Raw genomic sequence first — 26,989 nt, 5'->3', positions numbered from 1 at the left:
ATGGTTTAGTTAATCTTGGCTGAGGCGCTTCAGCGGCTTGATGGCGGGACCTTCGGCAACCCCGCCGTCGGGTGTGAACCGGGATCCGTGACAAGGACAGTCCCACGTCCGTTCGCCGTCATTCCATTCGACCTCACAGCCCAAATGGGTGCATGTCGTATCGACAAGATGCAGACAGCCTTTTTCATCTTTATAGGCGCCGGCCCGTTTGCCGTTTACCGTTACGATTTTTCCCTCCCCGGGCCGAAGAGTCTCAGGTGAAGCGTCCGGCCTCTCAAGTTTGCCCGAGATAAGGTGTTTGGCCACGTCGGCATTATAGGAAATCAGTTTTTTCAGTCCCGGATCTGCGTGGAAGCGTGACGGAATAAACAGGCCGGAAAACGGGTTCTTTTTGTTTTGAATATGATCAGCAAAAAGCTTCGCGGCGAGCGCTGAGCTTGTCATGCCCCATTTTTTAAAACCGGTCGCCGCCAAAATATGTTCTTCATCTCCTGAGATGGGACCGATGAACGGAATTTTGTCAATGGTGACAAGGTCTTGTGCAGACCAATGATATGGGATGCTTTCAACTCCGATTGTGTCTTCCGCAAATTGTTTCAGCGCTTCGTAATGCTCGGACATTTCTTTTCCCTGGCCTGTTTTGTGGCTTTCGCCGCCGACAAGCACCAGTTTTTCACCGTTCAAATCGGTGTATCGCAGTGATCTGGACGGCTTGTCTATGCTGAGATACATCCCGTCCGGATACGCTTGTTTCGGTTTTACCGCGAGTACGTAGGATCTGCTGGCATACATTCTGGCGGCGTAAAGCCCGCCTCCATCATAAAAAGGAAAGTGGGAAGAGCAGACAATATAGCTGCACTTGATGCCGTGTCTGTTTTTCGTGACCACTTCCGGCTGCGGTTCTTTTTTTATGTCGATCGCAGCCGTCTGTTCAAAAATCCGCGCCCCGTTTTTGACGATCTCTTTCACGAGCGCCGCGCCATATAAAAGGGGATGGAATTGCGCCTGATTCTTCATGGCGAGGCCGAGCCTGCAATCAACGGGGACGGGAAGTTCTTTCACAAGCTCGTGTTCAATACCGAGCTTGGTATAAGCTTCCTGCTCACTGCGCATTTTTTTGACGCCTGATTCTGTATTCGTGTAAAGATATGCGTCTTGTTCAATCAGTCTGCAGTCAATCGAAAGGTCTCTGATGATCTGCTTCATGTCTTCCATGGCGCGGAGATGGGCTTCGAAATACAGCCTTGCGCTGGTCAGGCCGATCTGCTGAATAAGATCGGCATAGATGAAATCATGCTGGGCGGTGATTTTTGCGGTCGTTCCCGCGGTCGTCCCGTTTAAAATCCGGTCTGCTTCAATGACAGCGACACGGAAACCTCTTTTCGTCAGTTCGTATGCCGTTGTCAGGCCCGTAATTCCTCCGCCGATAACCGCAATATCGCATTCCGTATCTTCAGTGAGGGCGGGAAAGGAAGGAATGTCAGCTGTTGCTTTCCAATAGGAAGCCGGTTCGTCGTTTGAAAAAGTAGTCAATTCAGATTTACCTCCTCTGTTGTATATTCTTAATTTTTCCAATAAGACTCTGTTCATACATGAAATTCGTATAAGATGCTCAAATTACTCATAATATAGTAATTAATGTAAAGGAGTGATCAAAATGGCTAACCAGAAGAAGAAAACCTTGCCGCCGCAGCATCAAAACCGGCAGCCGGGCTTTGAATATGTAATGGACCCGCGCCCCGTTTTTGACAAACCGAAAGCGGCGAAAAAACTTGAAGGGAAAACGGCGATCATCACGGGCGGAGACAGCGGGATCGGCCGCGCCGTATCCGTTTTATTCGCGAAGGAAGGCGCTAATGTGGTCATCGTTTACTTTGATGAGCATCAGGATGCCGAAGAGACGAAGCAATATGTAGAAAAAGAGGGGGCGAAGTGTATGCTGATTGCAGGGGATGTCGGCGACGAAGCCTTTTGCAACGATGTCATCCGCCAGGCGGGCCAAGCCTTTCCTTCCATTGACATCCTGGTCAACAACGCAGGTGAGCAGCACGTGCAGCCGGGGATTGAGAAAATCACGAGCCACCAGCTCATCAGAACGTTTCAGACGAATATTTTTTCAATGTTTTACTTAACGAAAGCCGCGCTCCCCCACCTGAAAAAAGGAAGTTCAATCATTAATACGGCCTCTATTACCGCCTATAAAGGCCACAAAACATTGATTGACTATTCAGCGACAAAAGGGGCGATCGTCACGTTTACAAGATCTCTTTCCCAATCTCTTGTCACTCAGGGCATCAGGGTAAACGCAGTGGCGCCGGGGCCGATCTGGACGCCGCTGATCCCGGCGAGCTTCTCGGCGAAGGAAGTGGAAGTCTTCGGCTCAGACGTGCCGATGCAACGCCCGGGAGAGCCTGTTGAAGTGGCTCCGAGCTATTTGTACTTAGCAAGCGATGATTCCTCATATGTCACGGGCCAGACGATTCATGTGAACGGCGGCACCATCGTAAACGGATAATCTAAAAAAGCCAATCCATATGGATTGGCTTATTCACTCTGTTTGAGTGCGGCATATTCTTTTGAAAGCGTGAGGAACGCTTCTTTATTTTTATCATCAAGCGCCTTATTAATCTGCATGGTCAGCATGGCGAGCCGGCGTTTATACAAGGATTCATCAAGCACCATTTGAATGTAAATATCGGCCATTGTCACATCGAATTCGTTTGCTTTTTGCGTGTTGCGGGACTTCATGAGCTCAGTGTACGACTTTTTCTCTTTCATAAAGAATCCCCCCAATGCCTTTTTTATAGTATATGGATAACGGCCGGAAAAATCAATTAATTTTTATAATCTTTAGACAACTAATACTTGGAAATATATCGACATATCCTGCAAATTGACGAAAAAACGAAAATGATCATCGTATAAATGAGGTGAAACGAAAAAGAAAAACAATATTTAAATAGTAATTTAAGACTAAATTACATCTTTAAAAGGTGATTTTTAGCTATATTCAAAAAAAACCTGTCGTTTTCCAATGACAGATGATAGATTATTAGTATAAATTTTCAAGAAAAGGATTGGAGGCTGCACATTATGTGCCAGAAAACACACGCACCCTTAGAAAGCTACGAAGTAAATCGTTCAACCATCGCTGTTTTGCCTGAGGAAATAGACGGTAAAATGGGGTCGAAGGTCATTGAAAAAGACTGCATTCTGTATGTCAGCATGAAGCCGATTCACATCATCGACAGAAGCTGCCGCTACTTTGGCTCCAGCTATGCCGGGAGAAAAGCGGGAACATATGAAGCGATTAAAATTTCTCACAAGCCGCCGATTATGGTGGACCCTTCAAATCACATCTTTTTATTCCCTACACTTTCTTCTGCAAGGCCTCAATGCGGCTGGATATCTCATGTGCACGTTAAAGATTTTCAACCGACGGCATTTGATGACACAGCGGTCACGTTCTCAAACGGCAAAACGATGGAACTGGAAGTATCCTATCATTCTTTTGAAAATCAGGTTTACAGAACCGCCTATCTCAGAACCACTTTTCAGGACAGGATGGGCAGTCATGTCCCGAAGCGGCAGGAATTCATGCTGTATCCGAAAGAAGAGCGGACAAGAATGATCTACGACTTTATTTTGCGGGAGCTGGGGGAGAGATATTAGAGAAAGCTGTGATGTGAAGGGACGGGTCCTCTCCTTTTGGGGAGGGCTTATGATTCGTCTAAGATTACAAAATTTTCATTTAATGATAATATTAAAGAAAAAATTCTTGTAATTAAGAGGTGTTAGCATGAATATTGATTCGCAAGCTATAGCTACAATTATTGCTGCTGTTATAAGTTTATTTGCGGGAGCTGCCCTGTTTCGTTTTAAATTAAATGCAAAAAAAACGACTGTTAATAAAATTAAAGGAAACAATAACGTTATTCAGTCTGGCAAAAGAAATAACTCTATAATCAATGAAAAGAAGGATTAAGTTATGAAAAACAAAATTAAAGGAAATAAAAATGTCATTCAATCAGGTTATCAAAACTTATCAATTGCGGATTCTGAAGTAACAATAGTGAAAGTCTCTACAAAAGATAAGATTAATGAATTTATGTCTCAAGGAAAACAAGATGAGGCCATAAAACTTTTACAGTATTATAGAAAACAACTAGAGAGTAGTCACCCTTTTTCCCCATTTTATAAATACGAAATTATTGATGTTGGTGATAGAACCTTAGTTAAGCATTCTCCTATAAACAAGCAAGCCGCTTATGATTATCCCTTATCATATAAAACCAATTTTACAGTTGATGATAACGAAATTAATGGATTTACTGATCTAAACGAGCTTATTGAAAATGCTTTTTTTAAAAGAAAAAAAGTTAAAATAAACTTATTATCTCTGCAAGCAATAATTGGTAGTGAACCAGTGCACACACCACACTTAAATGAGTTTATTAAGGGAAATGAGTGGTTTATTGCACCTATAGGAGAGCCGCCGATCTTAAAATTAAATTTATATATCAAAAACCCTTCATCTGATATTATTATAGACTATCTTGAGATGAGTATTAACGAATTTAACAGAAAGAAAGGTTACATGATTATTAATAACGATGTTCAAGAAGATTCCAAGTTACAGGTAAGTATGTTAATTCCTCTCGTGATGAGTACAGATGGAAATTCATTCTCAATTGTTTCTGCTGAAATTATACTCAATATGAAAACAAGACAAGATTATGAAAAAAATGTTAGTGCACATAAAATTTTATTGAATTTTTTGGATGTTATTTCCGAAAATAAACATCCATTAGCATTTAAAGAGCTGGTCAGTGGGAAGGACTTTATGGTTGCAGAGAATTACATAAATAAACCTAAAGATGATAAGCTTGATTTTGAATTAGAAATTATAAAAAGGCTCAGTCGATTGGAGGATTTTTTCAAACTTACATTTGAACTCCCCGATACTATTTCAAAAGATGAATTTGAAGGAATTGAGTTGTTAGAAAGTATTATGAATAATACATTTGTTGAAAAAAAACTAGACAAGCTTGAATTGAGTGGAATTCAAAAAGAATCAGTTGAGAGTCTTATTTCTTTTTTTGATAAATGTGATGAGGACGGCATACCTTTTTATTTAGAGAGAAGCGGAGTTAATCCCCGCATAGAATTGTTTGGTGCGATTATTCCTATTGAAAAGATTGAATTAACATATAAATCATTGAGAATTTTCGAAATAGAAAAAATTAAGGAGAAATATAAGTTTATGGATTGTGGTGATAATATAACAATTAAATTTATTCCTGGTTCAAATCCACTATTTAAAGAACGGGTTATTTTAAAAAATGATGAATCTATAAGAAATTGAAATTATTGTAATAGCAGCAAGACTGTAACGATAAAAATCAGATTGATAGGAGTTTATTAGGATTGTTAAAATGTTACCAAAATTAAACTATTAATGGTATAAGAAGAATAATTGTTTATAATATTATTTGGCAGAAGGAATTTATAAACAAGAACTAATGAGAGAACAGTGCTTTGAAAAAGATTTGATTGAAATGAATAAACAGAGAGAATTGAATTGGGAAACACTTCATTCATAAATACTCTGATTCGCTAGAATTGTTGATGATTTCATTAAATGAAAAAGCATCCTTTTTTTCGAAATGGATCATGCAAGAAGGAGATTAGAAATGTTGAATTTGTGAAAGCCGATCAATCAAGAATGTAGCATACCTTTCTTAATTTTCCTTTAGACTTTCTTAAACAGATTGGAGCTATTTTCTTGAGGAAATCCTTGCCCCGAAGGAAGAGGACAAGAATGATCTACGACTTTATTTTGCGGGAGCTGGGGGAGAGATATTAGAGAAAGCTGTGATGTGAAGGGACGGGTCCTCTCCTTTTGGGGAGGGCTTTTTTTGATTTACATGCCCGGGCAGAGTTGTATCGTGTCCGTCTGTTGGCTATGATGATGTAAAGAGTAATGATATTTCATTTTAGGAGAGATGGGCATGGATGTGTTTGCAAAATATGTATCAGGAATCGACAACCCGGATCACCGTCTCAAAGCAGAGGAAATTTTGTCGTGGACGGCTGGCCAATTTCCGAACTTAGAAGCGCAGATCAAGTGGAACAAACCGACATTTACCGATCACGGCACCTATATCATTATGTTTGCCGCGGCAAAAAATCATTTGAGCATTTTACCTGAAAAAGAGACGATGGAGCATTTTGCCGATGACATCGCTCAAGCCGGGTACAGCGCTTCTTCGCGCCTGTTCAGAATTCGATGGACTGATCCGGTGCACTATGATCTGCTTAAGAAGATCATCGAATTTAACATCAAGGAAAAAGCTGAAAATCCGGGGTTTTGGCGCTAGCGGACGTGATGTTGAAGGAGGAAGACATGGACGTTTTCAAAGACTATTTATCAAGTATCGACAGCCCTGATCATCGTCTGCGAATGGAGGAAATCCTCTCGTGGACGGCTGACCAATTTCCGAACTTAGAAGCGCAGATCAAGTGGAACACGCCAATGTTTACCGATCACGGCACCTTTATTATCGGCTTTGCGGCGGCAAAGCATCATGTAAGTGTTTCCCCCGAAGAAGCTGGAATTGCGCATTTTGCCGAGGACATTGCCTGTGCCGGCTACAGCGCTACTTCCCGTTTGTTCAGAATTCAATGGACTGAACCGGTGCATTATGAGCTGCTTGAACGCATGATTCAATTCAATATTCAGGATAAAGCGGACTGCTCAGCATTTTGGCGGAAATAATGAAAGAAATGTTAAAAAAACAACCCTGAGGAGGGCTGTTTTTTTATTGGAAACACATGCTCAGCCCATTTTAATCAAGAAGCAATGGATGACGTACTATAAAAAATAAGGAGTACGAAGCAGTGAATGAATTTTATAAGGCGTTAACACATGTAAATAAAATTTTTTATGAACCAAATCACTTAACGATACATGATATTCAAGAAGAAGCTCAAAACTCAGAGTATGGGGCCGGTATGTTTCAACTGCATTCAAAATCAGTTCGATTCAGAGTCGCAAAAATAACGCCTAACAAGATAGGACAGTTTGTTGCTTTTTGGGAAAAAGATGGAGATGGTAAAAACCAAGCCTTTTCATATGAAAAAGCTGCTGATTTATTGGTTATCAATACTTTTTCCAGTAATAACCACTTTGGACAATTCGTTTTTCCAAAAGAAGTTCTTGTAAAGCAAAATATCCTTAAAACAGCCGCTACAAAAGGAAAAATGGCAATTAGAGTTTACCCTGAATGGGAAAATCCCACTAGCAAACAAGCTATCGAAACACAAAAATGGCAGTTGGCATATTTTGTTGAGGCAAACGATGCAGATCGTTTTCCAGCACAAGACCTGTTAAAGCTATATTCTAACTAAAATTGGACAGCCCTGAGCCGGCTGACAGTATGTGAAGTTAACTGGTGCGTGAGTTGGAGAATAACGGGGAACCTCAACAAATGAGGTTCCTCTAATTGTTATATAGAAATCGACATTTTGAATGTAACAGAGTTTGTTTATTAAACGTAATCCGAAAAATAAGGGATTTGCGTATCCGGCAGACCCTCACGAAACGCACGATGACAGAAATCGTGCGTTCAACATTCTTTATTTGACGACAGACATGCTGACGCTGCTGCCTGACACTGTCAATTTGGCAAAATCCTGTGTATCAATCACAGGTGTGACTGCTTTATTGTCAATCGTGATGTTCGTAAAGGCTGTTGAGAAGTTTGATTTGATGTAAGGGCGCTGATCCTCTGATGTGACCGCGACGGTGGCGAGCGCTTTCCATTTTGAGACAGAGCCTACATTTGTTTGGGCGAGTTCTGAGATGATGCGGCCGGTGTATCCGTCATTATTCGTGCCCCAGTATGTGGCGCGGGTATTGCCGTTCAGATTTTTGTAGATGGTCAGCTGTACGGTGCTGCCGGGCCGGAAGCCTTTCGTATAGGTGAATTGGCTTTCTCCTTCCAGATACTTGACCTGGCCTTGTCCCTTTGAACCGACTTTCATGATCGGTTTCCATACATGATAGGTGTCACTGTACTGAAGTCCGATATCAGCCTCTGTGCCTCCGGTAAATCCTGAGTAAATATAGGCTGTCCCATTTGACACCTGAATTGAGCTTGGAAGCTGAATTTTCGTGACGAGTACAGAACCCGTGCTGTTCAGGTAGGCCCTTCCGCCGATTCCTTTGCTGAGCTGAGACGCCGCTTCCGCCGTATTGGGACTGATCAACCCCGGAATTTCCGCCGTACATGTGCCGAATAGAACGGCTGTAGTGAGCACACCCGCAAAAAGCCCTTTTTTCATCATCATTTCTCCTCCTATCATCATAGTCAGATAGCGCTATCAATTCATATTATAAAAGGTTTTGGGAAAAATTCCATAAAAGATATACAGTCGGACGTAAATTGAAACTATTTTCCTATTTCTCTTGTAAATGGAGATTATTTGAACTATGATATGTTCAGCAATACCGCATAACTCAGGAGAGGGGATAGGATAGAGATGAAAAAGACGGCAGTTGTGCTTTTGTCTTTCGGTCTGGTGTTCGGATGTTCATACGGAGCGGGGCAGACGGCAGAAGCGAAAACAAAGGTGAAAACGTATCAAAACTGCAAGGCGCTGAATAAGGTGTATAAGGGCGGCGTGGCCAAATCGTCGAAAGTGAAAAACAAGGGCGGCAGAACAAAGTACAAGCCGTATGTATCAAAAGCGCTTTACAATGCAAATAAAAGACTTGACCGAGATAAAGACTATATCGCATGTGAGAAATAAAAAAACAAGCCTCTTTAAAGAGGCTTGTTTTTTAAATGGATTCGGCGGTGACGGCGGTTCCGTATCCGATTAATTCGGATGTGTTCTGTCCTGCGGTCAGTTCGAACCGCAGGCCGACGATGGCGTTTGCTCCGAGCTGCTCCGCCTCTCTGATCAGCCGCTCTTTCACCGCTTTTTTGGAGTCTTCCAGCATTTCAGTATAGCTTTTCAATTCGCCGCCGACGACAGATTTTAAGCCTGCAAGCAAGTCTTTGCCGATGTGTCTGGACTGGACGATACTGCTTGTCACCAAGCCTTTCACTTCCGTAATCTGTTTTCCGGCGACGGTTTCGGTCGTTGTCATGATCATGCGTTTTTCCCCTTTCGTGTATCTTACCGCTATCTTACCATTTAAGCCGCCTTTTCGGCTGCGCTGATTTGTTTTTTTCTGACTGCGGCGCTGACTGCAAACATGACGGCAATGTTCAGAACCAGTGCGATGATGCCTGTATTCATATCCTTAACGATCTGCGGAAGAAACGGAAAGAGGGTTCCGATGGTTGATTCGGTCAGCGTAATGAAGGCCACCGTTCCGACCCCGGCCGTTATGCCGGCAAAAGCGCCGTGGCTTGTGATGAAACGCCGCTTCGGCAGGCTGAATAAGAGGGCGGGGAAAAGCTGGGTGACAAGGCTGTAGCCCATTAAAAGCAAGGTGACGATGGTATTTCCGCCTTTCAGCGTAAAATATACGGATATCAGCGCGATGACGGGTACGGCGTATTTCGCGAGCCGTGAGACTTTTTCGTCAGTCGTGCCGGGCAGAATGGCTTTGTACACATTTTTGGCGAACAGCGTGCTTGAGGCCATTAATATCATTGAACCGGGTACAAGCGCCGTCAGAATGCCCGCCGATCCGATCAGTCCGACAAACCAGGGATCAAAGGTTTTCACAGACAGCTTTAATAAGGCGAGATCCGTGTCCGTCCCTTTTAAACCGGGCACCTGCAGAATCGCCGCAAATCCGGTAAAGATGACAAACAGCAGGACGAGCTGATAAAGAGGCATGATGATTGCGTTTTTCCGAAACACCCGCGGATGCTCCGCCGAATAGGAAGCGGCAAATGTATGGGGCCACATATAAAAGCCGAGGGCGGTCAGCAAAACCGTTGAGCTGAACCAGGAAACGCTCTGTCCGGTTTCCGGCAGCGTGAGAAAACCGGGTTTTGCGGCGTCAATTTGTTTGAACATCTCCGTAAATCCGCCATAGTAATGAATGGGCAGATAAATGCCTAAATACAGGACGATGCCTAAAATCATGATATCTTTAACGACTGATATCCACGCTGAACCGTGGATTCCTGATATCATCACATAAATCGTGATGGAGACAGCGCCGATCCAGACAGCGGCTGAGGGCGGAATCTGTCCGTATGACGTTGCTGAAACAATTAATCCGAGCCCTTTCAGCTGCAGGACGAGATAGGGGATGAGGGATGCGATGCCGACGAGCGATACGAGAATGCCGAGGAGCGGGCTGTTGTATTTTGAAATGAAAAAATCTGATTGCGACATCAGTTTGTGTTGTTTGGCGTAAGTCCACACGGCTGGCAGAAGCCAATATGACAAAATGTAGGCAAGGCAGCCGTACGCGATAATATAAAAGGCGGGGCCTCCTTTTCCGTAAGCCCATCCGCTTCCGCCGAGGAATGTAAAGGTCGTGTATATTTCTCCCGCCATTAATAAAAAGACAAACATCGTGCCGAAGCCGCGTCCGCCCACCGTCCATTGTTCAAGGTCCATATGTTTTCCTTTTCGGGCCCGGATTCCGAGATATACACAAAACAGGAGCACGGCGGCCATTACGGGAAATGCTGCGTTCATTCCGCCTCACCCGCCTTATTTTCTTTGTCCAATTTGTAAACGGCGGCCATCAGAACGGAAGTCAGCACCGCCCAGATGACGACATACGCGAGAATGAAAGGCATTCCGAAAACATAAGGCGTCACCCGGTTGGCAAATGGAATGCCGGCGAGAATTCCGAAAAAGGGCAGGGCGGCGAGAACATGAATCAGTTTCATAACATTCCTCCTTTTCATTGAAAACAGCGTGTCCCGATTATAAAGAAAATCATGTTGAATGTATAGTGTGAATAGTCTGAAATTTATCAGTTGAAAAGGAAAAGCAGTCCCGGCTGCTTTTTAAATGGTCGCAAGAGACAGGTAATATTCTAATAAGGCGGTTACCTGTTCCCGTATTCTCGGGTTGAAATAACGGTGTTTTTCTTCATAGCCGTTAATGGTGCATATATAAAGCGTAAATGCTTCGTCTCTTTCCGCTTCGTATATTTTAATTTTACGCTTTCTTAACTCTTTTCGAACATCACTCAAATCCTTTTGTGCTAATTTTAAAGAGCAGCTGATAAGCTGTTTATAGGGTTGTTTTAATTTGAACGGGCACGAATCAAGCGCTTCGAGGTCCCGGTTCAGGATGGCAGCCGCCATGGGCAGAAACAGCCCTTTTTCGATGAGATCGCGGGTGCCGCTCCGGATGTCAGGCATAAATACTCCTTCTTTCTTAAAAAAAGAGAACGTTTGTTCTTATTTTATACTCGCTTACACGATATTTCAAGTCGGAAAATCTCGTAAACATTTTCGTTTTTTGGAGATAATGTGTAGAATAAGGATAGACAAACTCGTTAAGGAGTATAAACGTTGGAGCAATTTTTATCATATTTGACTGAGGAACAGCTGACGGAATGGTTCCAAAGCTATAGAGCTTTCGGCCCGGCGGCTGCGGTTGCACTGCCTTTTATTGAAGCGTTTCTTCCGTTTTTGCCGCTCGTTGTATTTGTGGTGGCGAATACGAATGCATTTGGTTTGTGGGAAGGTTTTTTTCTGTCATGGCTCGGGTCTGCGGCAGGATCGATGCTGATGTTTTATGCCGTCCGCCGTTTCGGACAGAAAAGAGCTTTCGGTTTCATCCGCAGGCATCAGACCATAAGGCGGATGATGCTCTGGGTTGAGCGGCACGGTTTCGGTCCGCTGTTTATTTTGCTTTGCTTCCCCTTTACGCCGTCCGCTGCGGTTCATATCGTTGCCGGTCTGTCACGGGTGGGGGCGCTGCAGTTTATTTCAGCAGCCGCTATGGGGAAAATGGTCATGATTTTTATGATCAGCTTTATCGGATATGATCTACACGCGCTCATGACACAGCCTTTCAGGATGGCGGGCGCCATTACGGTGATCGCGGTGCTGTGGTATGCCGGAAAGCATATCGAACGGCGTTTACAGACGAGAATCAGTCAGCATGAGAAAGACGGAGGGAGACAGGAATCTTGAAAAAACGATTTTGGTTTATAGCCGGCGTGCTTATCGTTGTTTTGGCCATACAACTAAAGAATGCCATTTTTATTGATTATAAAGTCGAAGGAATCAGCATGAATCCGACCTTTAAACAAGGAAATGAGCTGATGGTCAACAAGTTTTCCCATCGTTACAAAACGATCCGCCGTTTCGATATTGTCCTGTTTAAAGGCCCGCACCGCAAAGTGCTGATCAAACGTGTCATCGGGCTCCCCGGCGAGTCAATCGCATACAGAGAGGATCAGCTGTATGTGAATGGAAAACGGGTGGCAGAACCGTTTTTAAAACCGTTAAAGTCATCATTGTCCGCCGGGAGCCATGTGACCGGTGATTATACGCTGAAGGAAACGACCGGGCGCAAAAGCATACCGAAGGGACAATACTTTGTTATTGGCGACAACCGCATATACAGCCTCGACAGCCGTCATTTCGGTCCGATTAAGGATAAAGACATTGTCGGAGTCATCAGTGAATCAGACGCCAAGTAAACGGCGTCTTTTTTTTCGGAAATGATTGTAAAAAAGCAGAGGAAAGACTATAATGAAAATTGTTACGCGCGAAACAAAAAGGAGGCGTTTTATTTTTTGGTGATTTTGTTACCCGTGTAACAAAAAATATGAAAGAGGGCTGATGAGATGAAAACACAGGCTGCCATTATCGGGGGAGGTCCGGTCGGGCTTATGCTTGCATCAGAACTGGCGCTGGCCGGAGTGAAAACGACTGTCATTGAACGATTGAAAAAGACGGTGCCATATTCCAAAGCGCTTATCATGCATCCGCGCACACTTGAGCTTTTTGCCATGAGAGGCATATTGGAACGCTTTTTGGAAAAAGGGACGAAGGTGTCTTCCGGCCATTTTTCCATGCTGGATACACGGCTGGATTTTTCTCGGCTGGATACGAAGCAGAATTATTCGTTAATGCTGCCTCAGGCAGAAACGGAGCGGATTTTGGAGGAGTATGCATCAAGTCTTGGCGCAGACATCATCCGCGGGGCGGAAGCGGTGGCTGTCACCCAGACGGATGACGGAGTGGAGACGGTGTTCCGGGACGAAAGCGGTATCCGCACTCTTCACAGCTTATATGCCGCGGGTACAGACGGAGCGGGGAGCATTGTCAGGAAACAGGCGGGCATCGCTTTTTCGGGCACTGATGCCGACTTAACAGGAACGCTCTGTGATGCCGCTTTGAAACATCCGCCCGAATCTTCCTTTTTTTCAACGTGCCGCCTGGAGGGATCGGTTGTGATTGTCCCTCTTACGGACGGACTTTTCCGCGTCCTCATCGTTTCTCCGCACGCTCCGCAAAAGCGGAAGGAAGAGCCGGTCACCGAAAATGAGCTGAAAGAAGACCTGCGGCGGATATGCGGCACTGATTTCGGATTGAGTGATCCGGTATGGATGTCGCGGTTCGGCAATGCCGAGCGTCAGGCCGAACAATACCGATCAGGCCGGGTTTTTGTGGCCGGTGATGCGGCGCACATTCATTTTCCCGCAGGCGGCCAAGGGCTGAACACGGGGCTTCAGGATGCCTTCAACCTCGGCTGGAAGCTGGCGGCGCAAATGAAGGGGAAAGCGGCGCCTCATCTTCTGGACAGCTATCATCAGGAAAGGCACAGCACAGGAAAAGAAGTATTGCACAATATAAAAACCCAGATAAAGCTCATGGATTTTACCGAGTCGGGGATGGCATTAAGAGAAACGATGACCGCTTTGCTGGATTTTCAGGAGTCCAACCGTTTATTGGCGGGAAAAGTATCCGCACTTGATCTGCATTATGAACCGGATGCGGAGCTGCCGCCGCATATCCTGAACGGAAAACGCCTGCCGGATATCGAATTGACCCTTCATGACGGGCGGCCGGCCCGGCTGTATGATTTTCTTCATAAGGGCGCCTTTGTGCTTTTGTCATTAAGAGGGAGCATTCCTGCCGGTATTGATACGGACAGCGTGGCAGCTGTCAGGGCGGAGCTTGCTGAAACACGTGCCGATTGGGATGACGTCCACACCGTTTTAATCCGGCCGGACGGCCACGCGGCATGGGCAGCCGGCGGCTTGGGACGTGAAGCGGAAGAAGCTGTTCTGGCCGGTTTGGAGAGATGGGGATTCATCTGATACCCTTTTATGCGCCTGTGTGATTGTTTCTTGTGTAACAAAACGTTATAGTAAAAGAAACAATCAATACGGAAGGGTGATTCAGCAGTTGGACAGAAGACAGCCAGACCATGCAAAACACATGATTCTTGAAGGGCTGACAGATATTTTTCACGAGCAGGAGAGGTGTCAGGAGGACATCAGGGCGTCGTTGGCCGGACGGATGGACGAACTCCGTGAAGAAAACGGAAAAAAATTACAGTTGACCTTGACGGAAATTCACATTTTGTCGTGTATCGGAGATCATGAACCGATCAATGTCACGTCAATAGCGGAAAAAATGAAGACGACAAAGCCGACCGTGTCGAGAAGCTGCGCGAAGTTTTTGGAAGCCGGCTTTCTGCGCAGGACCCGGCTGAGCGACAATAAAAAAGAAGTCTATTTCCGGCTGACTCCTGCCGGGAAAGAGCTGCATTCCCTTCATCATGAATATCATGAATTGATAAAAAAGCGGCTCTTGGCGTTTTTAGACCGCTATACAGATGAAGAACTGTTATTTGCTGAACGGCTGTTCCGTGATCTTTCAGCAAACTGGCGATCTGTAAATGGCGGCGGAGAGCTGTTCAAATAAAAAACACGCATATGGATGCGTGTTTTTTTATTCGGATCATGTTCCTCTTTCTGCCCGGCCTCTCTCGCCGTGTGCCCGTTTCAGCTGAGAAAGGTGGTGCAGCAGCCGATAGAAGGGCGGAAGCATGGCGATGACGAGAACGATCCGGATGACCTGAACCGCGACGACGAAAGTCGAGTCTTCGTGCAGGGTGATCGAAGTCGCCGCCATCTCGGCGATCCCGCCGGGAGAAAAGGCGAGAACAGATGTAATCATGGAGATGCCCGTTAATTTAGAAACCGCAATCGCGCTCAGAATCATGGCGGCGATTAATCCGACGGAAGAAATAAATCCGACGGTCAGCACTCTCGCCACACCGGTGAACATGCTTTTGTACATTTTTGATCCGATTGTGGCGCCGAGAAAAATTTGTGACAGCTGGTTCGCTTCCGGCGGCCACCAGGCCAGCATGTCTTTGCCCGCCAAGGCGGACACGCCGATTTCCGCAGCAGCAACGCCGATCATGCTGCCGAGCAGCCAAGGGGCCGGAAATTTCAGCCGTTTTGCGCCTTTGCTTGCAAGCCAGGCAGCCAAAATAAATCCGGCCGTTAACAAGACGGGAGTAAGGCCCGGATGTGAAGCTCCTGCCGAAACGGCTCCGGCTGATGTCTGAGCCGCACCGTTTTGTTTGGTAAATAAGAAAATGACGAGAAACGGTATTGTCATGACGACCAAAAGGACACGCGTCAGCTGAATAAGGCTTACAATCGCGGTGTTTGCGCCGACTTCCTGGGCGATACCCGGCATGGCGGATAAACCGCCCGGCGCCGTGCCTACAAAGCTTGTCATCATGTCCGTCCGGCTGAACCGAAAGAGCACATATCCGGAAACAAGCGCCATCACGATAGAGAAAATCAGCATGAAGCCTACCGGAAGCCAATGCTCCCGTAAAACCGACAGAACGGACAGGTTCAGTTTCTGGCCGAGTTCGATGCCGAGGATCATTTGTCCCGCCGCAAGCCATCTGCGGTGAATCCCTCTTCTGTCAGGCGCCATGAACAGCCAGCGGGGCCTCGTCATGGAGAGGATGCAGCCGGCGGCCAGCGTTCCGAGCATCCAGGCGATCGACATCCCTGTAAGCGAAAGAAGAAACCCCCCTGCCGCACTGATGAGAATAAACCAGATATCCGTAAGGAGATGTTTGTCTTTCTTCAATGAAAACCCTTCTTCCTGAAACATTCATATTAAATTGTTAAGCTCGTTAACCTTACTATTACTATAGTATAGATTTTGAGATAAATAAATAATGAATTATTTCTCATAATCCATTCATTTTTCTTATCGCAAACGCAAAAAAAGCTCCGGAGATGGGTGAGTGCACCCTACTCCGAAACCTCGCCCGCTTTTCCTTTCCACACAAAGGTCAATCCCAGACCGAGAAATAAAACCACACCTGCGAACAGAAACGGGAAGTGAATATTCATATCAAATAAAATACCGCCCAGAGCCGGGCCGAAAATGGTGCCCAAACTCGTGTATGTTGAGTTCATACCGGCAACAAACCCCTGCTGATTTCCTGCGATTTTCGATAAATAAGTAGTCAGTGCCGGGCGCAGTAAATCAAACGCAAGGAAAATGATGCAGGTGACAGCGAGCACGGGCAAAAATCCTGACATCACCGTAGAAACGAAAGCCAGCACGGCGCCGATGATCAGACAAAGCTGAATGACTTTTTTCTCCCCGAGGAAGTTGACAAGTCTTCCGAACGCGAGTACTTGAATGAGGACCGCCACAATGGAGCTGAACGTAATAATAATGGCGATATCCTTTGGCGTGAAGCCGAATTTATGGTTTGTAAATAAGCTGAATACCGTTTCGTACGCCGACAGCCCGAATGCCAAAACAAAAACGATGATAAAGGCGATCAAGTAGTTTGGATGAATCGACTTTTTCAAATCTTTTAAGAAAGTTGATTCTTTGACGCTTTCCATCTGCTTTGCGCGTTCTTCTTTAGTTAACGGCTCTTTCAGCATAAAGACAGAGGAAATCACTGCGATAAATGCAATTCCCGCCGCAAAGAAAAACGGCATACGAACGCCGTGATCGGCAATAAATCCTCCTATGCCGGGCCCGATGATAAACCCTGTGCTGATGGCGGCAGATACATAGCCCATCGCCTTCGATCTTTCCTGCACCGTCGTAATATCTGCGACATACGCTGTAACAGCGGGCATGATAAAAGCGGCACTGATGCCCCCCAGCACCCTTGCGAAATATAAAATGGAGACATGTGTGCCCAATCCGAAGGTCAGTTCGGATAATGCGAACAAAAACAGTCCGGCGAGAATCATGATTTTTCTGCCGAAGCGGTCAACCCATCTCCCCGCAATGGGGGATGCAATTAACTGCGCAACGGCGAAGGCAGCGACAAGGTATCCCATTGTGCTGCCCGTCAAGTGCATCACATTCATAAACAGCGGCATAACGGGAATGATCAATCCGATGCCTAAAAACGCAATAAATATGTTGCTTAATAAGATGATGAGTACAGCCTTTTGTTCTCTGATCGGTTTTTGCATGTTGTTTCTCCTTTGTCAGCTGTCATTCTGTTTATCAGCGCTGATCGACCCGTGAATAAACACGGAGATGGCTTCTTTTTGCAATTCGATTCTTTGCTGAATGGTATCGTTTTTATATAACACATCTAAACCGTAGAAGACGGATAGCAGGATTTTTACTTTTGATTCGACATGATGAATGGACCAGCTGCCGTCTTGATTTCCCTCTTCTAAGATCTCTCTCATCACATCGTCATATTCAATATCAATTTTGTTGAGCCGCTTTACGACCTCCTCTGACGTAAACGCACTCGCATAAAACTCTTCACTTGCTCTCATAAGCGGGTAATTGATGCTCATCCGGCTGAGCAGCTCCGCAAAGCCCGCCAGTTTTTCGGCAGCATCTTTCAGATCAGCTTCCATTTCCCTCCACGTCTCGATCATCACGCGGTGATCCTCTTCCATGATATGAAGAAACAGAAACTCTTTTCCTTTAAAATGGTGATATAGATTGCCTTTACTGATTTCGGCCGCCTCTAAAATATCCCGAATCGATGTTTCTGAATATCCTTTTTTTGCAAATAAGTCACGCGAAGCGGATACGAGCCTGTTCTTCGTCTTTTCGCTCTTTCCGGCACCGCCTTTTGTATTTGTCACTTCACACAGATCCTTTCCGCCTCATTCATATCGTTGTCCCGGCAAAGCGGGGCTCGGTTCGTTTAAAACCGACCAGTTGGTTTATTTTATTATAAAGGGTTTTTGCTGATTATACAATGAAGAAGGTATCCATTGTTTAGAGGGAGTATAAAACGGCTCAAAAGTAAACCCCATTCTCTCATGTTGAAAGAACGGGGTTTGTCAGCGGTCTGAAGACTCCCGGCGGGGGAGCGTGATCTGCCTGAACCGTTATTTGCCGGTATTCACCTCGGTGTAGCTTGTGTTCGGCGCGTTTGATACCGTTCCCCCTGTATGGTGGGAAGGAGAGTGGGCCATATCGTATAAAAACCAGACGGCATGACGCTGTTCGTCAAATGCCGTGCGGGCAAATAACCGCTTCGCTTCCGGATGCACCGCTCTATCGGATGCCTGCAAATAAAAATCATTCGTTTTCTGCTCATCATAAAACGCCGCCCTCAGTCCTTCTCTGTATGTGTGCGGACAATGCTCCGTCTGTTTCGGCGTCAACTGTTTTCCGGTAATTGACGTATACAGTGAAGAGAAAGCGTGCAGGTGGCGCACTTCTTCCTCTCTGATATGTTCGATTCGTCTTCTGATTTCTGCGGTCGGCGCTTTTTCGGCTAATATTGAGTAGCAAATCACAGCGCTGTATTCACCGTTTATGGATTTTACCAGATCCTTGATAAGCACAGAATCGTCACTGCAGATGGCTGTATAATGAAAAAAATTCTCGTGCATTGGACTCACCCCCGGATGTTTATAGGGTATTATACGGCGGCAGCCCGTGACATGTGCGGATGTCATGTTTATTCTTGATCTAGCGGCGATGTAATATGGTCGTCGTATGTGTCGACAAAAAGCCGGCCGTTGCTTCCGCGCACAGCGTATACGACGTCTTCCGGTTTGAGGTTTCTCTTGTCCAATTCTTCTCTCAGCCATTTTTCCGATACGTGGTTTTCTTCCAGATTCTTCATCACCAGCCGGCCGTCCATAACCAGCTCAACGGCAAAGTTCTTTTCATGTCCGGCAAAGATGCCGAGATCCTTTCTTGTAACGGGCGCAAATTCCGGTTTGACCTCCACTGACATGCTGCCGTTTGTTTCAATGATGGCAGTCTGAACCTGAGAAATGTCAAATACGTCATTTACACGCAGCTGCTGGTTCAAGTAGTCGATGGTATAACGCATCGTTTTCATATTATGCTCAAGTATTTTACCGTTTTGAATGATAATGGTCGGTTTGCCTGCAAAGAAACCCCTAAGAGCCCTGTTTTTCATAGAAAGATATGCGACAAGGTAAATGATTGCCACGAAAATAATGTAGGCAATGACATGATAATGAATCGGCAGCTTTGTATTAAACGACAGATTTGCCGTGATAGCGCCGAGCGAGATGGCCGCAATGAAATCAAAAAGCGTCATCTGTGAAATGGTTTGTTTACCGAGTATCCGGGCGCCGATAAACAGAATGCTGAACGACAGAGCCGTCCGTACAATTACTTCGGGATATTCTGACATCATCATTAGTCCTTTTTTTCTTTATTTTGGTCAAAAACGATATTTTTTAAAACAGTCATCCCGTTTTTACCAGCAGATGAGATTGGTCATTTTCGTCAACTTTCGATAAAATGTAGAAAGATAAAAAGAGAGGGGTCTTCTAATTGGGTGTTGAGTTTTTAGTAGGCAGATCGGGGAGTGGGAAAACGAGGCTGATTATCGACAGCATTCAAGATGAACTGCGCCGGGAGCCGTTCGGGAAACCGATCATTTTTCTAGTCCCGGATCAAATGACGTTTTTAATGGAATATGAGCTTGCTAAAACGCCGGATATCGGCGGCATGATACGCGCTCAAGTGTTCAGTTTTTCGCGTTTGGCGTGGCGCGTGCTTCAGCATACCGGGGGCATGAACCGCCCGTTTGTGACGACGACGGGTGTGCAGATGCTTTTAAGGAAATTGATTGAAGAACATAAGCACGAGTTTAAAGTGTATCAAAAAGCGAGTGACAAAACCGGGTTCACTGAGCAGGTGGAACGGATGCTGACAGAGTTTAAGCGGTACTGTATAGAGCCTGAAGACGTCCGACGCATGGCGGAAAGCGGAACGGCGTCAGAATATCGCGGAGAGCGGATGCTGTCTGAAAAACTTCATGATTTAGGCATTTTATATCAGCAGATGGAAAGAAGCCTCGCCGGACACTATTTGCATTCAGAGGATTATTTGACGCTGCTCGCTCAGCAGATTCCTTTGGCGGACGTTGTAAAAGGCGCCCGTGTTTACGTCGACGGATTCTATCAATTTACGCCGCAGGAATTAAGGGTGCTGGAGCAGCTGATCATGCATGCTGAACATGTCACATTCTCGCTGACGGCGGACAGCCCTTCGGCGGAACAGGCACCGGATGAGCTCGATCTGTTCAGAATGACGGGAAGCACATACTATAAGCTTTATCAGACGGCAAAGGAATTGAATGCCGATATTTCCTGCAAGGAACTGCATGGCACGAAGCGGCATCAGCATGCGCCGGAGCTTGCCTGTATAGAGTCGCAGTACGATGTGCGTCCCGCCGCGGCGTATACCGGCGGACAGGAAGCTTTTACCGTCATGCAGGCGCAAAACAGAAGAGCTGAGCTTGAAGGTATTGCCCGGGAAATTCAATCACTTGTCCGGGACGGAGGATACCGGTACAAAGATATGGCGATTCTCATCCGTCAGCCGGAAGATTATAAAGATTTGCTGAAGGAAGTGTTTGCCGATTACGGGCTTCCTTATTTTATTGACGGAAAAGCTTCTATGCAGCATCACCCGCTTATTGAATTCATCCGTTCAAGCCTGGATGTCGTGAAGGGGAACTGGAGATATGAAGCGGTGTTCCGCTGTGCGAAAACCGAACTGTTATTCCCGCTTGATCAGCCGGAGCAGAAAATACGGGAGCAGGTTGATCAGCTTGAAAATTACTGTATCGCCTACGGCATTAAAGGGGAGCGCTGGACGAGCGGCGAGCGGTTTGTATACAGGCGCTTCGTATCGCTCGATGAGGATTTCGCGCAGACGGATCAGGAAATAGAGATGGAGAACATGCTGAATGAGACGAAAGAGTGGATGGCCGCGCCCCTTGTCCGGCTTCAAAACCGGATGAAAAAAGCGAAAACGGTTCAAAGCATGGCGGAGGCTCTTTATCTCTTTTTGGAAGATACCGATGTTCCCCTGAAGCTGGACCGGAAAAGGCAGCGGGCCGAAGAGGCCGGAAACATGATCGAAGCGCAGCAGCACGGCCAGGCGTGGGATGCCGTTATCCAGCTTCTCGAGGAGTTTGCCGGCATGATGGGTGAAGATGAAATATCTTTGGCGCTGTTCCAGCAAATGCTTGAAACGGGAACGGAATCGCTTCATTTTTCTTTAATTCCGCCTGCGCTTGACCAAGTATTTGTAGGGAATATGGATCTCTCAAGAATGTACGGCACGTCCTGCACATTCGTCATCGGGGCCAATGACGGCGTTCTTCCGGCGCGCCCGGATGAAAACGGCGTGCTGTCTGATGATGACCGGGAGTGGCTGAAAGCAGTCGGAGTGGAGCTGTCTTCCGCGGGGCGTGAGCGGCTGCTTGATGAGCATTTTCTCATCTATATGGCGCTGTCGAGTCCGTCTGACCGTCTTTATGTGTCATACCCGATTGCCGATGCGGAAGGAAAAACGCTCCTGCCGTCAATCGTTGTAAACCGGCTTGGCGAGCTGTTTCCCGATCATCAGGAAAAGCTGTCAGCGGCTGATCCCGAGCAGGTAAGCGAAGAAGAGCAGCTTCAGTATCTCGTCAATAAACAGGTGGCTCAGACATATACGGCAAGTCAGCTCAGGCTGTGGACAAGAGAGTACGAGATCAGTGACGTATGGTGGAGCGCATACAATGTGCTGATGAAAGAGCCTGATCACCGGCGTGCGAAAAAGCTGTTTTCAAGCTTGTTTTTCCGCAATGAGGCGAAGCGTCTTGAACGGCCTGTTTCGCGCCAGCTTTACGGCGAGCATATTAAAGGAAGCGTCTCCCGGATGGAGGCGTTTAATGCCTGCCAGTTTTCTCATTTTGCATCTCACGGGCTTCAATTAAAAGAGCGGCAGTTTTTCAAGCTGGACGCGCCGGATATCGGCCAGCTGTTTCACTCCAGCCTGAAGCTGATTTCAGACCGGCTTCGTGAGCAGAAGCTGGAATGGCGCGATCTGACGAAAGATCAGTGCCGGAATTTCTCCTATGAAGCGGTGGAACGGCTTGCGCCAAAGCTGCAAAAAGAGATTCTGCTCAGCTCAAACAGACACTTTTATGTGAAGGAAAAACTGCAGAAGATCGTCACGCGTGTTTCTGGCATATTAAGCGAGCATGCGAAGGCGAGCGGTTTCGTCCCGGTCGGTCTTGAACTCGGTTTCGGCGGAAGCGGGCCGCTGCCTCCGCTCACTTTCACGCTGAAAAACGGCTGTACGATGGAACTCGTCGGACGGATCGACCGCGTGGATAAAGCGGAAAGTTCAAAAGGCCTGCTGCTGAGAATCGTTGATTATAAATCAAGCGACAGGGGGCTTGATCTGGCTGAGGTGTATTACGGGCTCGCTCTGCAAATGCTCACATATCTTGACTTATCGATTACACATTCCGAAGATTGGCTCGGCATGAAAGCGACCCCGGCAGGCGTTTTGTATTTCCATATCCACGATCCGATGATTCAGGCCAGTCTGCCGATGGGGCTTGATGAAATCGAGCAGGAAATTTTTAAGAAATTTAAAATGAAAGGCCTTCTCCTCGGTGACCGGGAGGCGATCAGCCTGATGGACACGACTTTGGAGGAAGGGCGTTCAAATATCGTCAATGCCGGTTTGAAAAAGGACGGTTCTTTAAGATCCGACTCAGCCGCGGTCAGCGAACGGGACTTTCATCTGCTGACAGACCATGTGCGGCGGACATTTGAACAGGCGGGCGAAGCGATAACGGACGGGCTTGTGTCCATTACTCCGTATAAGCTGAAAGATAAGACGCCTTGTACGTACTGTGCGTTTCAATCGGTGTGCCAGTTTGATGAGTCGCTTAAGGAAAATGAATACCGCAGCCTGAAAGCGGAAAAAGACGGCACCATACTGGATTGGCTGAAGAAGGAGGCGGATGATGATGCAAATTCCTAAACCGAAAGACAGCATATGGACGGATGACCAATGGAGCGCCATCGTTTCTTCCGGCCGCGATATTCTGGTCGCTGCCGCAGCCGGATCAGGTAAAACGGCCGTGCTCGTGGAACGGATGATCAGAAAGATAACCGCGGAAGAAGATCCGGTTGATGTTGACAGGCTCCTTGTGGTGACCTTTACAAACGCCTCAGCAGCGGAGATGAAGCATCGGATCGCGGAAGCATTAGAAAAAGAGCTCGCCAAAAATCCGGGATCTCTGCATATCAGACGGCAGCTCTCTCTCTTGAATCGGGCGAGCATTTCGACGCTTCACTCTTTCTGTCTGCAAGTGCTTAAAAAATATTATTATATGATTGATCTTGACCCCGGTTTTCGGATGGCTGACCAGACGGAAGGCGAATTGCTCGGAGACGAAGTTCTTGATGAGCTGTTTGAAGATGAATACGCAAAAGGGAATCAGGCGTTTTTTGAGCTTGCGGACAGATATACGACAGACAGGCATGATCTTGATCTTCAAGACCTTGTCAAACGGGTGTACGAGTATTCCCGGTCGCATCCTGACCCGGAAGTATGGCTGCAAAGCTTTGTCCGCCTGTATGATGTGACGGAAGAAAGCAAAATGGAAGAGCTTCCGTTTTACCAATATGTGAGAGAAGATGCTGAAATGGCGCTTTTCGGGGCAAAACAAAAGCTTGAGAAGGCGCTTGAACTGACAAAAGCGCCCGGCGGGCCGGCCCCGCGCGCTGATAATTTTCTGGATGACCTTCAGCAGATAGAAGAGCTGATCAGCTGCCGGCATGACTTCGATGCGCTGTATGAACGGGTTCCCGCAGTCTCCTTTAAACGGGCGAAGGCGGTAAAGGGTGATGAATTTGACAAAGCGCTTTTGGACGAAGCGACCGATTTGCGAAACGGCGCGAAGAAACTGATCGAAAAGGTAAAGACCGATTATTTTACAAGAAGTCCGCAAGATCACTTAAAGAGTTTAGCAGATATGAAGCCTGTCATCGAAACGCTCGTTCAGCTCGTGATATCGTACGGAAAACGATTTGAAGCGGCGAAACAAGAAAAATCAATTATTGATTTCTCAGATTTGGAACATTACTGCCTGGCGATTTTAACTGCGGTTGATGAAGAAGGCCGGCGGGTGCCGAGCGAAGCGGCCGTTTATTATCAAGACCAGTTCCATGAAGTTCTGGTTGATGAATATCAAGATACGAATCTTGTGCAAGAGTCTATCCTGCAGCTTGTTAAAAGCGGGAATGAAGAGGCGGGAAATCTGTTTATGGTAGGCGACGTCAAACAATCGATCTACCGTTTCAGACTTGCTGAGCCGCTGCTGTTTCTCGGGAAATATAAAAGGTTTACAGAAAGCGGGGCAGGCACGGGGCAGAAAATTGACCTGAACCAAAATTTCCGCAGCCGCTCCGATATTTTGGATAGTACGAATTTCTTGTTTAAGCAGCTGATGGGCGGAAAAATCGGCGAAGTGGATTACGATGAACAGGCGGCATTGAAGCTCGGCGCATCGTATCCGCCGAATGACGCGGCAAAAACGGAACTGCTGCTCATTGACAGCGCTGATGGCGCAGACAGCTCCGAGGATGCCGAAGACTTTGAAACTGTGCACTGGGAAGCGAAAGCGATAGCCGGGGAGATCCGAAAGCTTGTCTCATCTCCGTTTAAGGTATATGACGGCAAAACAAAAACACACCGGAATATCCAGTACCGGGATATCGTAATTTTGCTGCGCTCCATGCCGTGGGCGCCGCAATTAATGGAAGAGCTGAAAAACCAGGGCATTCCGGTGTACGCCAATTTGACGTCGGGTTACTTTGAAGCCGTGGAGGTGGCTGCGGCGCTTTCAGTCTTGAAGGTGATTGATAATCCGTATCAGGATATTCCGCTTGCTTCCGTGCTGCGCTCGCCCATTGTCGGCTGTGACGAAAATGAACTTGCGCTGATACGTCTTGAAAAGAAAAAAGCGCCGTTTTATGAAGCGCTGAAAGCATATATAGCGAACGCTGACAGGCATGATGAACTGTATCAAAAACTGAGAACCTTTTATGACAGTCTGCAAAAGTGGCGGTCATTTTCGACGAATCATTCGGTGTCTGAGCTGATTTGGGAAGTATACCGCGATACCGGATATTTTGACTATGCAGGCGGCATGCCCGGCGGAAAGCAGCGCCAGGCCAATCTGCGCGTCTTGTATGACCGGGCGCGCTCGTACGAAGCGACGGCGTTCCGCGGGTTATTCCGCTTTTTGCGGTTCATTGAACGGATGCAGGAGCGCGGCGATGATCTGGGGACGGCCCGGGCGCTCAGCGAGCAGGAGGATGTCGTTCGGCTGATGACGATCCACAGCAGCAAAGGACTTGAATTTCCCGTCGTTTTCACCGCCGGACTCGGCAGAAGTTTTAATATGATGGATCTCAACAAATCATACCTGCTTGATAAAGAGCTCGGTTTCGGCACGAAGTATATTCATCCGGAACTCAGAATCAGCTATCCGACTCTTCCGCTTGTGGCGATGAAGAAAAAGATGCGCAGAGAGCTCTTATCCGAAGAATTGCGCGTATTGTATGTGGCGCTGACCAGAGCGAAGGAAAAGCTGTTTCTCGTCGGTTCCTGCAAAAACCGGGAAAAACAGCTGGCCAAATGGCAGGCGCAAGCAGACCGGGCCGATTGGCTTCTTTCTGAATTCGACCGCTATCAGGCGTCATCTTATTTGGACTTTATCGGGCCGGCGCTCATCCGCCACCGTGACATGGAGGCGCACAGGACGCCGGGACTTTCCTCATCTGAGGATATCGCGCGCGACCCGTCGCGTTTTCACATCCGGATGCTGCAGCAAAGTGAATTGCTGGAAGAGAATCCAAAAGAGCGTGCTGAAGAAAAGAGCAAACGTCTAAAAGCAATACAGCAGGGCGAGCCGATTCCTGATTCGTTTTCATTTGATGATCAGGCGCGCCGTCTGCTTGAATGGGAATATCCGTACCGAGAGCTGACGGCTATCAGAACGAAGCAATCAGTTTCTGAGCTGAAGAGAAAGCAAGAATACGAGGATGAATACAGCGGCCGCTCTCTCATCAAACCGTCAGGAGACACGCTTTTATACAGGCGTCCCGGTTTTATGATGAAAAAAGGGCTGACAGCCGCCGAAAAAGGGACGGCGATGCATACGGTGATGCAGCACATACCGCTGACGCACGTTCCGACTGCCGAAGAAGCGGAGCGGACGGTCCGGATGCTTTACGAAAAAGAGCTGCTGACAGAAGAACAGCAGGAAGCTATTGATATAGAAGAAATTGTCCAGTTTTTCGGAACTGAAATCGGGAAAGACCTTCTCAGGGCGCTGCGGATTGACCGGGAAGTGCCGTTCAGTATGGCGCTTCCGGCCGGCGAGGTGTACAAGGATGCCGAAACGGCCGGTGAACCGCTGCTCGTGCAGGGGATTATTGACTGCCTCTACGAAACGGCGGACGGTCTCTATTTGCTGGACTATAAAACAGATCGGATAGAGGGGAAATTCCGGAACGGATTTGAAGGCGCGGCTCCGATTCTGCAAAAAAGGTATGAAACACAAATTGAATTGTATACAAAAGCGGTTGAACAAATTACAAAAACGAAAGTGAAAGGGCGTGCGCTCTATTTCTTCGATGGAGGTCACGTTCTTACACTGTAACAAGATCCGAAGCTCCTTTTTGGAGCGGATCTTTTTTTCTATC

26 protein-coding genes are annotated in these 26,989 nt (G+C 46.8%); 14 read left to right on the top strand and 12 right to left on the bottom strand.

The genetic code is table 11. The features are described from left to right. Window positions 1-9: 9 nt before the first annotated feature. Window positions 10-1,533, bottom strand: coding sequence for an FAD-dependent oxidoreductase (locus tag NQS30_RS09640; protein WP_032866166.1), 1,524 nt, complete (start codon window positions 1,531-1,533; stop codon window positions 10-12). 124 nt (window positions 1,534-1,657) lie between these two features. Between NQS30_RS09640 and NQS30_RS09635 the strand changes: the two genes are divergently transcribed. Continuing rightward, complete coding sequence (locus tag NQS30_RS09635) at window positions 1,658-2,515, top strand: SDR family oxidoreductase (protein ID WP_032871127.1); 858 nt, start codon at window positions 1,658-1,660, stop codon at window positions 2,513-2,515. 29 nt (window positions 2,516-2,544) lie between these two features. On the opposite strand, the gene NQS30_RS09630 is transcribed toward NQS30_RS09635, so the two are convergent. Continuing rightward, window positions 2,545-2,778 carry an IDEAL domain-containing protein gene (locus NQS30_RS09630; protein ID WP_007409189.1) on the bottom strand — a complete coding sequence of 78 codons (234 nt, stop codon included), beginning with the start codon at window positions 2,776-2,778 and terminating at the stop codon, window positions 2,545-2,547. A gap of 315 nt (window positions 2,779-3,093) precedes the next feature. Here NQS30_RS09630 and NQS30_RS09625 point away from each other — a divergent pair, with 315 nt between their 5' ends. From NQS30_RS09625 to NQS30_RS09600, 6 genes are all read left to right on the top strand, one after another. Then, window positions 3,094-3,672, top strand: a complete 579-nt coding sequence (locus tag NQS30_RS09625) for a competence protein ComK (RefSeq protein WP_012117234.1) — start codon at window positions 3,094-3,096, stop codon at window positions 3,670-3,672. Between the two features lie 127 nt (window positions 3,673-3,799). Beyond that, the gene (locus NQS30_RS09620; protein WP_072588961.1) at window positions 3,800-3,985 is read left to right on the top strand and encodes a hypothetical protein; all 186 of its coding nucleotides are present in this window, start codon (window positions 3,800-3,802) and stop codon (window positions 3,983-3,985) included. A gap of 3 nt (window positions 3,986-3,988) precedes the next feature. After that, window positions 3,989-5,365 carry a hypothetical protein gene (locus NQS30_RS09615; RefSeq protein WP_072588962.1) on the top strand — a complete coding sequence of 459 codons (1,377 nt, stop codon included), beginning with the start codon at window positions 3,989-3,991 and terminating at the stop codon, window positions 5,363-5,365. Between the two features lie 646 nt (window positions 5,366-6,011). Continuing rightward, window positions 6,012-6,380: an iron chaperone gene (locus NQS30_RS09610; protein WP_012117235.1), complete on the top strand. Its 369-nt coding sequence runs from the start codon at window positions 6,012-6,014 to the stop codon at window positions 6,378-6,380. A 26-nt stretch (window positions 6,381-6,406) separates the two neighbouring features. Next, window positions 6,407-6,778, top strand: a complete 372-nt coding sequence (locus tag NQS30_RS09605; protein ID WP_015239528.1) for an iron chaperone — start codon at window positions 6,407-6,409, stop codon at window positions 6,776-6,778. 122 nt (window positions 6,779-6,900) lie between these two features. Next, a complete protein-coding gene (locus tag NQS30_RS09600) occupies window positions 6,901-7,410 on the top strand; it encodes a MepB family protein (protein WP_015239529.1) in 510 nt (169 codons plus the stop codon). A gap of 228 nt (window positions 7,411-7,638) precedes the next feature. On the opposite strand, the gene NQS30_RS09595 is transcribed toward NQS30_RS09600, so the two are convergent. Beyond that, entirely contained in the window at window positions 7,639-8,349 is a 711-nt protein-coding gene (locus tag NQS30_RS09595; protein WP_015239530.1) for a YrpD family protein, read from the bottom strand. Window positions 8,350-8,544: 195 nt separating this feature from the next. On the opposite strand from NQS30_RS09595, the gene NQS30_RS09590 reads away from it, so the two are divergent. Further along, complete coding sequence (locus NQS30_RS09590) at window positions 8,545-8,814, top strand: excalibur calcium-binding domain-containing protein (protein WP_218791554.1); 270 nt, start codon at window positions 8,545-8,547, stop codon at window positions 8,812-8,814. 31 nt (window positions 8,815-8,845) lie between these two features. Here NQS30_RS09590 and NQS30_RS09585 read toward each other — a convergent pair whose 3' ends face one another. The 4 genes from NQS30_RS09585 to NQS30_RS09570 all read right to left on the bottom strand — a co-directional run bounded on the left by NQS30_RS09585 (window position 8,846) and on the right by NQS30_RS09570 (window position 11,351). Next, window positions 8,846-9,163 carry a YbjQ family protein gene (locus NQS30_RS09585; protein WP_003155166.1) on the bottom strand — a complete coding sequence of 106 codons (318 nt, stop codon included), beginning with the start codon at window positions 9,161-9,163 and terminating at the stop codon, window positions 8,846-8,848. Between the two features lie 41 nt (window positions 9,164-9,204). Next, complete coding sequence (locus NQS30_RS09580; RefSeq protein ID WP_015239531.1) at window positions 9,205-10,674, bottom strand: sodium:solute symporter family protein; 1,470 nt, start codon at window positions 10,672-10,674, stop codon at window positions 9,205-9,207. After that, window positions 10,671-10,871: a DUF3311 domain-containing protein gene (locus NQS30_RS09575; RefSeq protein WP_007409181.1), complete on the bottom strand. Its 201-nt coding sequence runs from the start codon at window positions 10,869-10,871 to the stop codon at window positions 10,671-10,673. The genes NQS30_RS09580 and NQS30_RS09575 overlap by 4 nt, the downstream gene beginning before the upstream one ends. A gap of 120 nt (window positions 10,872-10,991) precedes the next feature. Beyond that, window positions 10,992-11,351 carry a YhjD family protein gene (locus tag NQS30_RS09570; protein ID WP_012117241.1) on the bottom strand — a complete coding sequence of 120 codons (360 nt, stop codon included), beginning with the start codon at window positions 11,349-11,351 and terminating at the stop codon, window positions 10,992-10,994. A gap of 153 nt (window positions 11,352-11,504) precedes the next feature. Here NQS30_RS09570 and NQS30_RS09565 point away from each other — a divergent pair, with 153 nt between their 5' ends. The 4 genes from NQS30_RS09565 to NQS30_RS09550 all read left to right on the top strand — a co-directional run bounded on the left by NQS30_RS09565 (window position 11,505) and on the right by NQS30_RS09550 (window position 14,879). Continuing rightward, a complete protein-coding gene (locus tag NQS30_RS09565; RefSeq protein WP_015239532.1) occupies window positions 11,505-12,131 on the top strand; it encodes a TVP38/TMEM64 family protein in 627 nt (208 codons plus the stop codon). After that, a complete protein-coding gene (gene lepB / locus NQS30_RS09560) occupies window positions 12,128-12,643 on the top strand; it encodes a signal peptidase I (RefSeq protein ID WP_003155158.1) in 516 nt (171 codons plus the stop codon). The genes NQS30_RS09565 and lepB overlap by 4 nt, the downstream gene beginning before the upstream one ends. A gap of 147 nt (window positions 12,644-12,790) precedes the next feature. Further along, window positions 12,791-14,269 carry a monooxygenase gene (locus NQS30_RS09555; RefSeq protein ID WP_015239533.1) on the top strand — a complete coding sequence of 493 codons (1,479 nt, stop codon included), beginning with the start codon at window positions 12,791-12,793 and terminating at the stop codon, window positions 14,267-14,269. Window positions 14,270-14,357: 88 nt separating this feature from the next. Continuing rightward, the gene (locus tag NQS30_RS09550) at window positions 14,358-14,879 is read left to right on the top strand and encodes a MarR family transcriptional regulator (RefSeq protein WP_012117244.1); all 522 of its coding nucleotides are present in this window, start codon (window positions 14,358-14,360) and stop codon (window positions 14,877-14,879) included. A 36-nt stretch (window positions 14,880-14,915) separates the two neighbouring features. On the opposite strand, the gene NQS30_RS09545 is transcribed toward NQS30_RS09550, so the two are convergent. The 5 genes from NQS30_RS09545 to NQS30_RS09525 all read right to left on the bottom strand — a co-directional run bounded on the left by NQS30_RS09545 (window position 14,916) and on the right by NQS30_RS09525 (window position 19,614). Further along, window positions 14,916-16,073 carry an AbrB family transcriptional regulator gene (locus NQS30_RS09545; RefSeq protein ID WP_052827240.1) on the bottom strand — a complete coding sequence of 386 codons (1,158 nt, stop codon included), beginning with the start codon at window positions 16,071-16,073 and terminating at the stop codon, window positions 14,916-14,918. Between the two features lie 167 nt (window positions 16,074-16,240). After that, a complete protein-coding gene (locus tag NQS30_RS09540) occupies window positions 16,241-17,437 on the bottom strand; it encodes an MFS transporter (RefSeq protein WP_012117246.1) in 1,197 nt (398 codons plus the stop codon). A 15-nt stretch (window positions 17,438-17,452) separates the two neighbouring features. Then, complete coding sequence (locus NQS30_RS09535) at window positions 17,453-18,073, bottom strand: TetR/AcrR family transcriptional regulator (protein WP_012117247.1); 621 nt, start codon at window positions 18,071-18,073, stop codon at window positions 17,453-17,455. Between the two features lie 249 nt (window positions 18,074-18,322). Continuing rightward, on the bottom strand, window positions 18,323-18,832 hold the full coding sequence (locus tag NQS30_RS09530; protein ID WP_007409173.1) for a ferritin-like domain-containing protein: 510 nt from the start codon (window positions 18,830-18,832) through the stop codon (window positions 18,323-18,325). Window positions 18,833-18,900: 68 nt separating this feature from the next. Further along, window positions 18,901-19,614, bottom strand: coding sequence for a DUF421 domain-containing protein (locus NQS30_RS09525; RefSeq protein ID WP_079978834.1), 714 nt, complete (start codon window positions 19,612-19,614; stop codon window positions 18,901-18,903). A 140-nt stretch (window positions 19,615-19,754) separates the two neighbouring features. Between NQS30_RS09525 and addB the strand changes: the two genes are divergently transcribed. Both addB and addA read left to right on the top strand, forming a co-directional pair. Beyond that, window positions 19,755-23,255 carry a helicase-exonuclease AddAB subunit AddB gene (gene addB, locus NQS30_RS09520; protein ID WP_015239537.1) on the top strand — a complete coding sequence of 1,167 codons (3,501 nt, stop codon included), beginning with the start codon at window positions 19,755-19,757 and terminating at the stop codon, window positions 23,253-23,255. Further along, window positions 23,242-26,946, top strand: coding sequence for a helicase-exonuclease AddAB subunit AddA (gene addA / locus NQS30_RS09515; RefSeq protein ID WP_136396774.1), 3,705 nt, complete (start codon window positions 23,242-23,244; stop codon window positions 26,944-26,946). The genes addB and addA overlap by 14 nt, the downstream gene beginning before the upstream one ends. Window positions 26,947-26,989 lie beyond the last annotated feature (43 nt).

The sequence above is a fragment of the Bacillus sp. B1(2022) genome, from assembly GCF_040259625.1.
GTDB lineage: Bacteria > Bacillota > Bacilli > Bacillales > Bacillaceae > Bacillus > Bacillus velezensis.
Note: the sequence above shows the minus strand (reverse complement) of the source record. Positions and strands in the feature narration are given on the sequence as shown.

Excerpts from the sequence above, each read along its gene's own strand:
- NQS30_RS09635 (WP_032871127.1), top strand. The coding sequence starts at position 1,658 with ATGGCTAACCAGAAGAAGAAAACCTTGCCGCCGCAGCATCAAAACCGG.
- NQS30_RS09630 (WP_007409189.1), bottom strand. The coding sequence starts at position 2,778 with ATGAAAGAGAAAAAGTCGTACACTGAGCTCATGAAGTCCCGCAACACG.
- NQS30_RS09625 (WP_012117234.1), top strand. The coding sequence starts at position 3,094 with ATGTGCCAGAAAACACACGCACCCTTAGAAAGCTACGAAGTAAATCGT.
- NQS30_RS09620 (WP_072588961.1), top strand. The coding sequence starts at position 3,800 with ATGAATATTGATTCGCAAGCTATAGCTACAATTATTGCTGCTGTTATA.
- NQS30_RS09615 (WP_072588962.1), top strand. The coding sequence starts at position 3,989 with ATGAAAAACAAAATTAAAGGAAATAAAAATGTCATTCAATCAGGTTAT.
- NQS30_RS09610 (WP_012117235.1), top strand. The coding sequence starts at position 6,012 with ATGGATGTGTTTGCAAAATATGTATCAGGAATCGACAACCCGGATCAC.
- NQS30_RS09605 (WP_015239528.1), top strand. The coding sequence starts at position 6,407 with ATGGACGTTTTCAAAGACTATTTATCAAGTATCGACAGCCCTGATCAT.
- NQS30_RS09595 (WP_015239530.1), bottom strand. The coding sequence starts at position 8,349 with ATGATGAAAAAAGGGCTTTTTGCGGGTGTGCTCACTACAGCCGTTCTA.
- NQS30_RS09590 (WP_218791554.1), top strand. The coding sequence starts at position 8,545 with ATGAAAAAGACGGCAGTTGTGCTTTTGTCTTTCGGTCTGGTGTTCGGA.
- NQS30_RS09585 (WP_003155166.1), bottom strand. The coding sequence starts at position 9,163 with ATGATCATGACAACGACCGAAACCGTCGCCGGAAAACAGATTACGGAA.
- NQS30_RS09580 (WP_015239531.1), bottom strand. The coding sequence starts at position 10,674 with ATGAACGCAGCATTTCCCGTAATGGCCGCCGTGCTCCTGTTTTGTGTA.
- NQS30_RS09575 (WP_007409181.1), bottom strand. The coding sequence starts at position 10,871 with ATGAAACTGATTCATGTTCTCGCCGCCCTGCCCTTTTTCGGAATTCTC.
- NQS30_RS09570 (WP_012117241.1), bottom strand. The coding sequence starts at position 11,351 with ATGCCTGACATCCGGAGCGGCACCCGCGATCTCATCGAAAAAGGGCTG.
- NQS30_RS09555 (WP_015239533.1), top strand. The coding sequence starts at position 12,791 with ATGAAAACACAGGCTGCCATTATCGGGGGAGGTCCGGTCGGGCTTATG.
- NQS30_RS09540 (WP_012117246.1), bottom strand. The coding sequence starts at position 17,437 with ATGCAAAAACCGATCAGAGAACAAAAGGCTGTACTCATCATCTTATTA.
- NQS30_RS09530 (WP_007409173.1), bottom strand. The coding sequence starts at position 18,832 with ATGCACGAGAATTTTTTTCATTATACAGCCATCTGCAGTGACGATTCT.
- NQS30_RS09525 (WP_079978834.1), bottom strand. The coding sequence starts at position 19,614 with ATGATGTCAGAATATCCCGAAGTAATTGTACGGACGGCTCTGTCGTTC.
- addA (WP_136396774.1), top strand. The coding sequence starts at position 23,242 with ATGCAAATTCCTAAACCGAAAGACAGCATATGGACGGATGACCAATGG.